Source organism: Kitasatospora sp. NPDC032757 (genome assembly GCF_055579305.1).
Genome location: NZ_JBVINN010000073.1, coordinates 8,068 through 20,489 on the forward strand (window position 1 = coordinate 8,068; position 12,422 = coordinate 20,489).

The 12,422-nt window shown below is 69.6% G+C and carries 8 protein-coding genes, 1 tRNA gene and 1 pseudogene; 4 read left to right on the forward strand and 6 right to left on the reverse strand.

Annotated features, from left to right (window positions below):
• Nucleotides 1–741: 741 nt before the first annotated feature.
• The 4 genes and pseudogenes from ACZ5WK_RS39280 to ACZ5WK_RS39295 form a co-directional block, all read right to left on the reverse strand.
• A complete protein-coding gene (locus ACZ5WK_RS39280; RefSeq protein ID WP_465555215.1) occupies nucleotides 742–1,041 on the reverse strand; it encodes a hypothetical protein in 300 nt (99 codons plus the stop codon).
• Between the two features lie 14 nt (nucleotides 1,042–1,055).
• Nucleotides 1,056–1,652, reverse strand: coding sequence for an endonuclease toxin domain-containing protein (locus tag ACZ5WK_RS39285; protein ID WP_465555231.1), 597 nt, complete (start codon nucleotides 1,650–1,652; stop codon nucleotides 1,056–1,058).
• A gap of 183 nt (nucleotides 1,653–1,835) precedes the next feature.
• Nucleotides 1,836–3,875, reverse strand: a pseudogene (locus ACZ5WK_RS39290) (RHS repeat domain-containing protein); the annotation flags it as partial.
• Nucleotide 3,876: 1 nt separating this feature from the next.
• Nucleotides 3,877–5,754: a hypothetical protein gene (locus ACZ5WK_RS39295; RefSeq protein WP_465555217.1), complete on the reverse strand. Its 1,878-nt coding sequence runs from the start codon at nucleotides 5,752–5,754 to the stop codon at nucleotides 3,877–3,879.
• 2,248 nt (nucleotides 5,755–8,002) lie between these two features.
• On the opposite strand from ACZ5WK_RS39295, the gene ACZ5WK_RS39300 reads away from it, so the two are divergent.
• Together ACZ5WK_RS39300 and ACZ5WK_RS39305 are read left to right on the forward strand one after the other, a co-directional pair.
• On the forward strand, nucleotides 8,003–8,698 hold the full coding sequence (locus ACZ5WK_RS39300) for a hypothetical protein (RefSeq protein ID WP_465555219.1): 696 nt from the start codon (nucleotides 8,003–8,005) through the stop codon (nucleotides 8,696–8,698).
• 200 nt (nucleotides 8,699–8,898) lie between these two features.
• Nucleotides 8,899–9,017 (forward strand) — tRNA-OTHER (locus ACZ5WK_RS39305).
• A gap of 338 nt (nucleotides 9,018–9,355) precedes the next feature.
• On the opposite strand, the gene ACZ5WK_RS39310 is transcribed toward ACZ5WK_RS39305, so the two are convergent.
• Both ACZ5WK_RS39310 and ACZ5WK_RS39315 read right to left on the reverse strand, forming a co-directional pair.
• The gene (locus tag ACZ5WK_RS39310) at nucleotides 9,356–9,817 is read right to left on the reverse strand and encodes a hypothetical protein (protein WP_465555221.1); all 462 of its coding nucleotides are present in this window, start codon (nucleotides 9,815–9,817) and stop codon (nucleotides 9,356–9,358) included.
• A gap of 287 nt (nucleotides 9,818–10,104) precedes the next feature.
• Nucleotides 10,105–10,482 (reverse strand): hypothetical protein, encoded by a 378-nt coding sequence (locus ACZ5WK_RS39315; RefSeq protein WP_465555223.1) that lies wholly within the window; start codon nucleotides 10,480–10,482, stop codon nucleotides 10,105–10,107.
• A gap of 537 nt (nucleotides 10,483–11,019) precedes the next feature.
• Here ACZ5WK_RS39315 and ACZ5WK_RS39320 point away from each other — a divergent pair.
• Both ACZ5WK_RS39320 and ACZ5WK_RS39325 read left to right on the forward strand, forming a co-directional pair.
• The gene (locus tag ACZ5WK_RS39320) at nucleotides 11,020–11,778 is read left to right on the forward strand and encodes a TnsA-like heteromeric transposase endonuclease subunit (RefSeq protein WP_465555225.1); all 759 of its coding nucleotides are present in this window, start codon (nucleotides 11,020–11,022) and stop codon (nucleotides 11,776–11,778) included.
• Between the two features lie 11 nt (nucleotides 11,779–11,789).
• Nucleotides 11,790–12,335 (forward strand): hypothetical protein, encoded by a 546-nt coding sequence (locus ACZ5WK_RS39325; RefSeq protein WP_465555227.1) that lies wholly within the window; start codon nucleotides 11,790–11,792, stop codon nucleotides 12,333–12,335.
• The last annotated feature ends 87 nt before the right edge of the window (nucleotides 12,336–12,422 follow it).

Consider the following 12,422-nt stretch of genomic DNA (forward strand, 5'->3'; position numbering starts at 1 on the left):
TCCCACGTTGTTCTCCTGTCTTTATGGATTTCTCCCCCCCCCCCCCCCCCTTGCCCCCCCCCCCCCCCCCCCCCCCCCCCCCCCCCCCCCCCCCCCCCCCCCGCCCCCGAGGAAACGAGCGGCACCGCGCAGGCAGGCGGCAGTCGAACACCTCGTGCCCGCAACGCCGGAGACGGCCCGGGACGGACAGGCGGACCTGATCGAGGCGATCACCGAGGCCGTGCGGGACGGCGCCAGCCAGGGCGTTGCGCAATGCCGGTGCGTCGATCCCGGTGAGGGCGTCGGCCTCGGCGGAGGCGAGTGCGGAGCGCAGGATGTCGATGTCGGTGCCGCGGACCTTGAGCCCCTCCGGGGCCGTAGCGGGTTCCGTTGTGGGGTCGGGATTCTCCTGGAGTTCGCGGTAGGTCAGGACGGTCCGGCCGAGCGGGGTGATCTGGGCGGCCCACTCCGGCCGCGCGCCGTCGGCGTGAGCTTGTCCAGGACGTTGTCCGGCGCGAGGTCGCACAGGCCCCGCTCGGCGACGTCCCGCACGGCCGTTCCGGCCCATCACCCCGCCTCACCCGGGCAGCATCCAGCGGAACGACCCACGAGGTCCGGTTCACGCCCTGATCTGGAACGCCACCGGCTCGCCCAGAGGGTCGGTTGTCGTTCGGCGCAACCGGAGGCGAAGCAGGTGCCTCCAAGCTTTACGAGAGGTCCAGTGTGGCGCCCGCGCAACGCGGGCACCACACTGGAGCACTCTTATTCGTCGTCGCCCACGACGGCCGCCTTCAATTGTGAAGCGATGCCTTCGGCGATTCCCATCACCTTGTCGGTGAATACTCCGGAGATATCAACCCTTCCGATCCTCCAGGAAAATGAGATGACTTCTCCGGAAATTGCGTAGACTGGCTGGCGCCCGATATCACTCCAGTCGAAATAGCCGTCCTGGAACAGTTCGGAATTGGAATCCGCCACCGCCTCCCACTCCCTCCTTTCGATGGGAAATTGTTCGCTCTCCGGCCAGGATTCCGCACGCGTGATGTGGAAGTCGTAGCTCACTCCTCACCCTTCTACTATCCCCTGGATGCGCCGAATACCAGTACCACACCCTTGGTTTGGGCATATTCGACCGCTCGGGTCATCTGCTCGATTTGCATTTCGGTCAGCGGAACGTTCGCGTTGGTGATGACATAGACGACGCGATGCTTGATGTGGCTCGGGTCGACGCCCCCATTGTAGGACGGGCGCTGATCGCCGTTGTACCCTGCAGCGTCGTCGACAACACTCTTCAGGCGCGTCAAAAACGCACCTGGATTATTGATGGCCTTGAGGCTGGTGTCCATCGACTTGAGGCTGATGGCAATTCCACTGTCGGGTTCGAAGTGGTCCCAAGTGAGTGATCCGGGCCGGAGGTTGTCAAATCCCATCTTGTCCTCGAAGGCGAGCCCCTTGTCTCGCGAGGAAAGCTTCCAGAGATTGTGCTCGACAATCTCGGTGACCTTGCCGAGATTTTGGACGTCAGGGCCGTTCTTCTTTGCAATGGTACGCCGCGCCCAGACGTCGAGGGCTCCGATGGCGACCTGGGCGGCGAGATTGTCGGCGTCTTTCTCGACCTCGTCCGCGACCTTGTTGCAGCCGAACTCACGGAGTTTGGCTGCGGCGACATACATCGCGTAGGCGGGGCGGACGGGGAAGTACTTGTCAACGAAAGCGCCGACGCCACCGTTGCGGCCGGTGACGGCATTGAAGAGATCACCGACTACTTCGAACGGCGCCTTGGCTCCCTGAGCGAGCCACTTGGCGATGTTTCCGGGGGTGACCTCGTCGTCGTCTTCGGGCGACAGGCCGCTGGGGTCTGTAAAGACGGTCGGTGCGCCAGCGGCATAGGTGTAGGAGGAGACGGAGGCCGCGGCAGCCGGGGTGGTGAGGGGATCCTGGGCGCTGAAGCGGCCGACGGACGGGTCGTACTCTCGAGCGCGGAGGTACTGCTTGCCAGGGAGGGCGGGGTCGTTGTACTGGCCGGTGAAGCCGAAGGGCGAGCTAGGGGCTCCGGTGGTGAGGGCGGTGGTGGTGGCACGCCCGTAGGGGTCGTAGGCGGTACGGCTCTGCGGGGCCCCGTTGGCGCTGGTGAGATCGGTGACGGAGCCGAGCCAGTCGTGATGCGCGTAGAAGGCGCCGGCTGTTGTGTGCTGGCTCTGGGGAAGGCCGAGCGGGTCGTAGGTGTGGTCACCGATCAGTCGGCCGGCGTTGTCGGTCTCGGTGGCGATCTGCGGCAGGGGGTTGTTGATGTCCCAGGTGAGGGCGCGGCCCGGGGTGTCGGCGCCGGTGGAGGTGGCGCGATTGCCGAAGGGGTCGTAGGTGAAGGCCTGGGTGCTCTTGCCGGTGGCGGTGGTGAGGCGTCCTGCCGCGTCGTAGGTGTAGGTGACGGTGCCGGTGTCGGATATCGACTTGGCGGTGTCGCTCGCCCAGATCCGTTTGCCGGCAGTGGTGTAGATGGCGAGGTCGCCGTCGTCCTGGAGCGAGGCGCGGGCGCCGGAGTTGGCGCCGGTGTTGCTGGTCCAGAGCGTGGCGTGGTTGGTGTCCTGGACGACGAGGTTGCCGTCGGCCTGGAGGGTCGCGGTGGCGCCGGGGTGTCCTGCGGTGCTGGAGGACCACAGGGGCTGGTTGGTGGTGATGGAGGAGAGGACGAGGTTGCCGTCGCTCTGCACGGCCAGGCGCACCGTGTTGGAGGTGATGGTGGCGCCGGAGGCGATGGGGGTTCCGGCGGTGAGGTTCTTGGTGCCGGCGGGGGTGGTGACGGTGGTGTTGTTGCCGTTGGCGTCGTAGCCGTAGGTGGTGGTGGCCGTTGGGGCAGTGGTCTTGGTGAGTTGGTCGGCGGCGTCGTAGGTGTAGGTGGTGGTGCCGGTGGGGTCGCTCTGGGTCAGGCGGTTGCCGACCTTGTCGTAGGTGTAGGTCAGGGCGCCGGCGGTGCAGCCGGTCGCGGTGGCGGACAGGGGGCAGCCGGAGAGGAGGCGGCCCGCTTTGTCGTAGGTGTAGACCTGGGTGCCTGCGGTCATCCCCGCGCGGGTGGTGTCGACCTTGGTGGGTTGGCCGGCGGAGTCGCGGGTGAGCTGCCAGGAGGAGAGCGTTGCGGCGCCCTTCGCGCTGACGGTGCTCTTGAGTCGGCCGGCGGCGTCGTAGGTGCGGGTCTCGGTGTGGCCGTTGCCCCCGGGCAGTGCGGTGGTGGCCAGATGTCCTGCGGGGTCGTAGGTGTAGGTGGTGGTGGAGGCGTCGGTGGTCTGTGCTGTCCTGCGGCCGTCGCCGTCGTAGGTGTAAGTGGTGGTGCGGCCGTCGGGGTAGGTGCGGCCGGTGATGTTTCCAGTCGCGTCGTAGGTGTAGGCGAATCCGGTGTTCTCGTCCCCCTCGACGACGGAGACCAGGTGGCCGGCCGGGTCGTATGCGAGGCGGCGCACGTCGGTTCCGCTGCTGACGGAGACCAGCCGGTTCTCCATGTCGTAGGCGGTCTCTACCGTCGGTGTGCCGTCGGAGAAGGTGGTCCGCATCGGCAGGCCACGCGGGTCGTAGGTGGATTCCGTCGTGACGCCCCGCGCGTCGGTCGTCTTCGCGCGGCGGCCTTCCTCGTCGTACCAGGTGCGGGTGGTGCGGCCGAGGGGGTCGGTGACGGCGCTGGCGCGGTGGAGCTGGTCGTAGGTGTAGGTGGTGGTGCGGCCGTTGGCGTCGGTGCGTTTGGTGCGCTCGCCGGCCGTGTTCCAGGTGTTGGTGGTGACCGCTCCGGTCGGGTCGGTGACGGTGGTGACCCGGCCTGCGGCATCGTAGGCGGTGGTGGTGATCCGGCCGAGGGGGTCGGTGACGGAGGTCGGGCGGCCGAGCGGGTCGTAGCCGGTGGTGACAGTGTTACCGAGCGGGTCCTTGACCGTGGTCGGGTTCCCGGCCGGGTCGTAGGTGAACGTGGTGGTGTAGGTGGCCGGGGTGGCGCCGGCGGCGTTGCCGCGGGGGTCGACCGTGCTGGTCGGCCTCTGGTCGAGGTCGTAGGCCCAGGTGGTCCGGTTGCCCTCGGGTGTCGTGCGGCCGGTCAGGTTGCCGTCGGCGTCGTAGCTGTTGCGTGTGGTCTTTCCCCGTGTCGGTGCGGCTGGTGGGGCGTCCGAGCGCGTCGTAGTCGATCGTGCTGGTCGCGTTGTTGGGATCGGTGGTGGTAATGACCTGGCCGGTGGCGTTGTAGGTCATCGAGGTCGTGTAGCCGCTCTGGGTGGTGACGCTGAGCGGCCGGTTCACGGCGTCGTAGGTCGTGCTGGAGCCGCCACCGGCCTGGTTGCTCATCCCGGTGGGATTGCCGTTGGCGTCGTAGCTGTAGATCCAGGTGTAGAAGCGTTCGAACGGATGCTCCGGAGAGGTGTTGCCCCGTGCGGTAACGGTCTTGGCGTGCCGGTTGTTCTTGTCGTAGGCGAACGTGGTCTCGTTGCCGAGCGCGTCCTTGACAGAGGTCAGGTTGTCGGCCGGGTCGTAGGCGCTAGTGGTGGTACTGCCACCGGTGTCGGTGACACCGGTACGGTTTCCGGCCGGGTCGTAACCGTAACCGGTGGTGGCGCCGAGAGGGTCCTTGACTGTGGTCAGGTTGCCCGCGTCGTCGTAGGTGTAGCCGGTGGTACCGACGACCGGTTCGGTCACGGAGGTGAGGAGGCCGCCCGGGTCGTAGGTGTAGGTGGTGGTGTAGGTGGCGGCGGTGGCCCCGGGAGTGTTGCCGCGGGGGTCGGTCTTGGAGGTGACCCGGCCGGCCGTGTCGTAGCCGAACGTCGTCCTCTCCCCCATCGGTGTGGTGACCGAGGTCCGGTTGGCGGCGGTGTCGTAGCCGTAGGTGGTGGTTGCGCCGCGCCGGGTGGTGACGGTGGCGAGGGCGCCGAGCGGTGTGTAGGTCCTGGTGGTCCTCCCCCCGAGGGCGTCGGTTGTACTCAGGAGCTGGTTGGCGGTGTTGTACGTGTAGGTGGTGGTGTTGTTCCGGCCGTCCTTGTGGGTGGCGACGTTGTTGTTGCCGTCGTAGGTCCAGGTCTCGGTGACGGAGACGGGGGCCGGCGCGGTGCCGGTGAGGACGTTGCCGTTGGCGTCGTGGGTGAACGTCGAGGTGTTGCCGTTGGGGTCGGTGACGGATGTGCGGTTGAACGATGTGTCGTACGTGTAGCGGGTGGTCTTCCCGTAGGGGTCGGACTGCCAGCTGACCACGCCGCCGTTGTAGGCCAGGGTCCAGATCCCGCCGTCGGGGTGCGTGACGTAGGTGGTGCTCTGTGCGTCGTCGTAGCCGAAGGTCGTCGTGCCGCCCAGTGCGTCGATCTGTTGGGTGACGCGGCCGTTTCCGTCGTAGGTGTTGGTGGTGACGACATGGCCGAGCGGGTCGGTGACAGTGGTCAGCAGGCCGCTGTTGGCGTTGTAGCCGTAGGTGGTGGTCTTCCCCCGCAGGTCCGTGACGCCGGTGAGACGGTCACCGGTGTACTGGTAGGTGACCGTCCGTCCGCCGGGCAGGGCAACGGCGGTGAGGAGGGTACCCGTGTAGCCGAGGGTGACGGTGTGACCGGCGGCGTCCGTGATCCCCGTCAGCCTGCTGTCGGTGTAGGCCATGGACAGTCCGATGCCGGCTGCGTCGCGCATCGCGGTGAGCCGCCCGCCGGCGTCGAAGAGCAGTTGGCGCTGCTCGGGCGTCGTCAATCGGTAGCCGTCGGTGGTCTTCTGCAGCTTCGAGTGGACGTACGGCCGGGTGGGGTTGAGGGAACCGTCGGCCTGCACCGCGTAGTCGGTCTGCGAGCCGTCCTCGGCCCTGAAGCTCAGCGCCCGGCGGGAACGAACGCCGTTACTGCTGGGGCCAGTTCGATGCCCAGGCCACCGATCTCCTGAAGGAAAGTGACTGCCATCACGAGCCGTGGCTGTGGCTGTGGCACGAAGTTGGAGCGCAGCACCACTTCACGCGAACGGCGGCCCCGCGCGACTAGCTACGACGACACAGACCTCGGGGCCAGGAAGCGTCGCTTGACGGCCCACAAAGGTGACTTACTGACACTGAGCACGACACCGACCGGCGGAGGAGTTCCGTGGAAGACCCGGAGTTCACAGTTCTGGTGACCGGTACTTCCCCTCACGACTCAGCGGCCCTCAGGGCGGTCCGCTCGGCCACCGGGTTGAGCCTGTGGCACACCGGGTTGAGCCTGTGGCACAGCCGGCAACTGTTGGACAGTGCGCCCGCCACCGTCAGACCGGACATCCCGTTCGACATCGCCGCTCGCACCACGCAGCACTTGCGCCAGGCCGGCATACCGGCCGTGATCCGGTGTGGCTGGTGCCAGCGCACCATGACCGACGAAACACCGGTCGATCCCGGCCCGTGCGTGTCACCGTACTGGCCCACGGCCCACTGCCCGGCCAACTCCATGACCAACTGTGACTGCGAGTTCTGCGCCGTCCACGGTCCCCTGCCCGGGCACACCACCCCCACAACCCCTGAACTGTAGCCAGTGGAGCGTGGTGCGGTACCGGCCTTGCGGTATGTCGGGTCTGGGGTAGGGCTCTCTTCGACACCCAGAAGGCCCACGTCGTGGTCGTCCGTCTGCACGGTGTCGTCGACCGCCCGGCGGACCAGGCCCTGTCGCGGCTCGGGAACGTCACGAGCTGCGCAGATGGGTCGCGGCCACGATTCGACCCAACGGTTCGTCAGCGCGTCCGGTGCCGCCCTCGGGCCATCACCACACCTGGTTGGGACCGACTCGTTCTGATCGGACGACAACAGCGGCCGACGGACGGCCCGCGGACCGAGCCCGCGCAGCAGTTCACCGTGCCCACCGTGTGCGAGGGGGGACTCCGGTGACGCGGGGACAACTCGGGCTTCGTTCCGGGCAGAGGCCGACGGGCTCCACCCATCGCACGATCGGGTACCGCCGTCCCGGACCGTCAGGGCCTTCCCGCCCGGTGTGCCGTCGGCCCCGCAGGAAGATCTTCGGCATGCCCCAGGGCGGGCAAGCCGTTTGCCGCTCGGTTGGCCGCAAAATTTCCTGTTCCCCGGGAACGGGGCGGCATCGGCCACGCCGGGAAGCCACTCCCCCACAGCAATGGCACCCAGCCCCCTACGCGTGAGCACAATGCGTCAGGCGTCCCGACCGGCCCGGCCCACCCTGCCCACAGAGGCCCCGCAGACAGCCGCCGCTCCCCCACGAAGACACCTCCACTGCCCGGCGACACGGTCCGGCGCGCGCCTCCCGGCCGCGACGCCACCCACCGGGCAACCGCTCCCCCGCCGCCCCGACCCTCGAGCCGCTCGGCAGGTGGGGCGGCGGGCGCGGTCGGCGTCCCCCGCAGCGGTGGCGCCAGGCGGGCAGGGCCCGCTGGATTTCGATGAGGGTGCGGCGTGAGAGGCCGCTCTGGGCGGCGAGTTGGTCGTAGCTCCAGCCACGCCTGTCCCGCAGTCGCGCGAGTTTGTGGCGCAGCGCGGTGAGGTTGGGTTCGGGCGGCGGGGTGATCACTGTGCTATCGCACGGTGCATGTCGGCGGTCCCTGTCAGTGCAGACCTCTGCCCTATTTGTTCCCGTTCCGGCTTCGCGTGGGAGGGCAGAGACCTGCACTAGGGTTGCCGCCGCTCCGCCCCGGGCCGCCGACCGGGCGCGCGCCGAGGAGGGCGGGCGGGCGCGGGAAAGGACGGCGCGGTCGATGCAGGGGGGCGGGAGCGGTGCTCCGGCCGTCGGCGTGTGGTCGGTGGTGATCGATCCGCAGCGACGCTCGTGGCTCTGCGGGTCACCGCGGTGCGGGCACCGCGCGCGGCTTCCGGCGACCCCGGCGGCCGCGCGCGAGGCGGTGGTCGCGCATCTGGCCGAACACGCGCTGGACGAAAGGCTCCGGGCCCATCTGCGCAGCTTGTCGGCGATCTCCCAGGTTCAGCGACCGCCGACACAGCTGCCGCTGCCGTGCGGCCGGCTGCCCCTGGCACCGGCGGACCGGCGCCTGCACCGGCCTTCTCGTCCTGTCGCTCTTCCGGCGCCGGAACGGACACATGTGGTACCTCGCCGATGTCTGCGAGGGGTGCACCCGCGCGATCCGGGGAGCTGCCGAGGTCCCGGTCCGCTCCCCCGTTGCCCCGGCCTCCGGGCACCGGGCCGCGCGCGGACGCCGGGGCGGCGGTGAGGCCACGTCGCCGCGCCAGCAGCGGCTCGCGGCCCGCGCCGCGCTCACCTACACCGCTGCGTCGCTGGAGGCGTCGGTGGGAGCCGAGGCCCGGCTGCTCGCCGTGGTCTGCACGCTGCGGGTGCGGCCGTCGGGCCTGTCACCGCTGCCGCCCGGTCTGCTCAAGGTTCTGCGGATCCCCGGCCCTGCCGCTCTCGCTGAGCTCCAGGCGGCCGGCTGGTTGCGCTACCTCTCCCGGGCGCAGAACGGGCCCGCCGTGTTCCTCCCAGAACTCGTCGGCCGGCCCGGACGGCTGCGGGCGGGCCAGTGGGCGCTGCGTGCTCTGGCCGACCGCCGGCTGGCGGGCTCCGGTGCCCGCACGCGGCTGGCCGCTCTGACGGTGGCCGCGTGGCAGGAGGAGTCCGGGGTGCCGTTCCTCCTCGATCCGGACGGTGGCGCGCGGGTGTGCGGGCTGGAGTGTCCGGAAGCGTTCGAGGTGGCCCTGGCCGGGATCGGCGCGGTGGGGCTGCTCGATCGCTGGCGGACGGTGGGCGCCGGTCTTCTGCTGTGCACGCCTGCGCGGTGACGTCCCGGCGTCTTCTCCATCTCTGCGGACCGGCCCTCGCCCCGGTGGCGCGGGGGCCGGCTTTGTCGGCGATCTACGGTTCCGGCTCGACTTCCGGGGTGCTGTCGCAGGGGTTGCCGCTGCCGGACAGGGCCTCGCTGCGCCGACGGCGGCCCTCTGCCGTGGGCCGGAGCGGGACGGCGCGTGTTCCCGCAGGCTGCGGTGCCGTGGAAGAGCGGCCCATTGCGATCGGCGTGGGCGAGGTCCCGCTCACGTCGACCGGCGGAGACGGGGCGGGCCTGTCCCGATCTGTCCGCGGGTTCGAATCCCGTCGGCACCGCGGCCGACCCGGAGCTTCCGGTGCCGGCAGCTCGGCACCGGTCCGGGTCCACGGCAGTCGAGCCGGAACCCGTTCCTGTGTGCAGGGCCGGGGGCCGGCCGGCGCTCGTCACCTTGCGCCGGTGCGACACCGGTCGGGGCCCTGCGCGTGTTCCCCGTGGAGTCGCCCTTCCTCGAACGACTCCACGGGGTTGCGGTTCGGCCGGAGTGTGGCTGTGGTTCGGGTCAGATCCAGGTGTAGTTCTCGTCGGTGATCGGCTCGAGCTCGAACCTGTGTACCGGGGCGTGGGGCTGGCGAGTGCGGCGGGTACCCGGTCGGCGACCGGGCACCCGCACCGCTCAGCCCATCCGCCTGAAGCGGTTCAGGGACCGGGCGCTCATGCCGAACAGCACGTTCGGCTGGTTGTACTTGAAGGTGTAGTCGGCGATGAGAGCGGCGGCGATGAACACGCCATTGGTCACGTACAGCCCGGTCGCCCGTTCCATGATGTGCTTCACGCTGTAGCTGCTCTCAGTGGGCGTCTTGATCGGCGTGATGTTCTCGCGCAGCCACATGACCGTCTCCATTACGGCGGCCACGCTACCGGCGAGTTCCTGGCGGTGGGCGGCGAGCTCAGCCCGCCGCTGTTCAGCCGTCTTGCGCATGGGGTTGAAGACGCCGATGCCGAAGTCACCGAGCTGCGGGTGCTCCTGCATGACCTGGTCCAAGAGGGTGGTGTACCGGCGGGTCACCATGAACCCTGCTCCGGTGACTGCCTGGTGGCCGCGGACGTCCTTCTTGTGGCGGCGGTCTTTGGTCATCGTGTGCTCCATCAAGCGGGACGCCCCACGTCCGTCCCGCCGCAGACACGTGGATGACCTGGCGAAACGCTGTTGCGCGATTCGGAGAACCTTGTCTTCGCCGCCACTGTGGACGTGGGCCACCATGGCTCGGAGCGGGCAGGCGCGAACTGCCGTGCACAGCATACGCCCCGCCCGCTCCCGTCTCCCGGTTCGGCGATCCGCTGGGCTCCGGCGTGCGTGCGGTGTTGACGGACTTCAAGATCCTGCGGTTGGCATCCTGGGTCGAGATGAGCTGGCCCTGCGTCTCAGCGAGTTCGGCCCGCAGGTGGTCGCGCTCCGCGCGGACCTGGTCGCGTTCGTTCGCGATCCGCTCCAGGGCCGCGTGAAGCTCTCGCGGTCGCCAGCGCCACGCACCGCGGGTCCTTCGACAGCGGTGTCTTCTTCGCCGGCGCGGCGGGCGGCTCCTCGGCCGGGTCGTCCGCTGCGGGTACGGGGGCCGGTGTGTCCAGGTACCGCTCCAGGACGACCAGGGCCCGGTCCATGCCAGCCTGGTCGAGCCGGGTCGGGAGGAGGCCGGCGTCGCCGCAGGCGACGACGTGTGCCAGCGCCTTCTGGTAGGACATCGGCCGGTTCTTGGCGAGGGTCTTGGCCAGGCGCGTGCGGTGGGTGCGGTTGGCGGTCATGCGTATCCGATCGGGCCTGCTCGGGGCAGAGGCATCCCACCGCGCGATGTCTCCGGGCAGACCACTGGACACGAGAGCGGGCCAGGACCAGTGCCGGGTGCATCCTCTGTGGTCCTGGCGGCGGCCCGGTTCGCCCGAGGCGGTGGCCTGATAGGGCGGCACGCGCCCACAGGCGCAAGGTGCATCGACTATATCCCGAACTCGGTTGCGTCCGTTCGTCCTTCGGGCAGGACCGCCCCTGACTGGAGTGTCGCTCCTTCTGCCACGGGGACGGGATGTGGTGGGCACAGCCGTGGGCTTCCGGCCCGTGCCGCGGACGCGGGCCCACCCGGTAGCCGTCCCAGGAGCATCCGAGAAGGAGTCGCCCTTCGCATTCATTGCCGGAGCCGTTCACTGACGGTGCGGACGGTGGCGATGCTGTCCTGAAAGTCGTCATGCGCCAGGGCGCGCGGGGCGCTGGCGACGGCCGGCGTGCTATGAGGTCGTTCGGTCCGCCTGCTGGCGGCCTGGCACACGGCGGTGAACCAAGGGGATTTCATGGCACGGGAGTTACGGATTCTGCATCAGGATCACCACGGGGTGCGCAGGACGCTGCCGGCCGGGCAGCTGGCCGGGGTTCCGCTGACCGAGCGCGGCGAGGTGTGGCAGCCGTCGCGGCATCCTGCGCAGCGCAGCATCGTCACCTGGTGGTGGTCGGCGACGAGCGGTCGGCACGTGGGTTGCCGGTCGCTGGACCGGCTCTCGACAGTGATGCTGCTGGACTTCCATCCGGGTGTGGTCAATCTCAGCGCGTGGTCCGCGCAGCTCATCTGGCGTGAGCGTGGGCGGGAGCGGCGGCTGGTGCCGGACTTCTTCGTGCAGACCTCGGGCGGGGCGACGTTGGTGGTGGCGTGCCCTCCGAAGACGGGGCCGGGCGAGCGGTTCGAGCGGCAGTTGGACGTGCTGCGGGCTGCGTGTGAGGAGGCCGGGTGGCAGCTCGCGGCGCCCAGGCTGCCGTCGGTGGTGGCGCTGGCCAACCTGCGGTGGGTGTCGCGGCGGCGGCAACCGCGGTTCGGTGACGTCGGGGTGGAGGCGGCGTTGGCCGAGGCGTTCGCAGAGCCGCGCCCGCTGATGGAGGGAGTCCAGGCGTGCGGGATACCGCAGGCGCTGGCTCTGCCGCGGCTCTATCACATGCTGTGGCACCGCAGGCTGGGAGTGGACTGGAGCCGGCCGCTGGGCGCGGGGACTGTGGTGGGGCCGATGGGTGAGGGCGAGCCGGACGCGGTGCGCCGCCCGATGACGGTGGAGGAGCGGTGACGGTCCACGTTGTGCCGCCGCAGACGGCGCTGGTGGTGCGGAGCGCGCCGCGCGGGGTGCTGGTCCGCGGGGACGGGGTGCGTTGGCGCGGTGGCCGGTACACGGTCGCCGGTCTGGACGGGGCGACGGTGCGACTGGCGTGCCCGGACGGTGACAGGGCTCCGGTAGCGGTGCTGCTGCCGGTGCTGGCCGCGGCGTCGGACTTCGCGGTTCTCGACCGTGCCGGGCATCCGGTCGCACGGGCGGAACTTCCGAACTTCGCGTTGCTCGAGGGCGTCCCCGTGAAGGCGGCCCAGGACGCGCTTGTGTGGGAGAGAGCGGTCGTCGAAGTGGACACCGGGCTGCCTCCGGGCGCACCTCCCGGGAGGGCTCCGAGGCCCGAGTTCGACCCGTCGGCGACGACCCTGATCGAGCGGTACCAGGCGAAGTCGGCCGAGCTGAACGCTGTGCTGGGATGGTCGGTTTCCTGGCAGACGGTGCAGGCCAAGCGGCTGAAGTACTGCAAGGCGCGGACCGTGGTGGCGCTGGTGGATGGGCGCAGTACCAAGGCTAACTGATCGTTTCAGAATGAGTTGAACTGCACTCTTGCGCCTGGCGATCTTGGTCGGCAGGCTGTCCGGGTGCCTGTTGATCTTGTGCCGGAT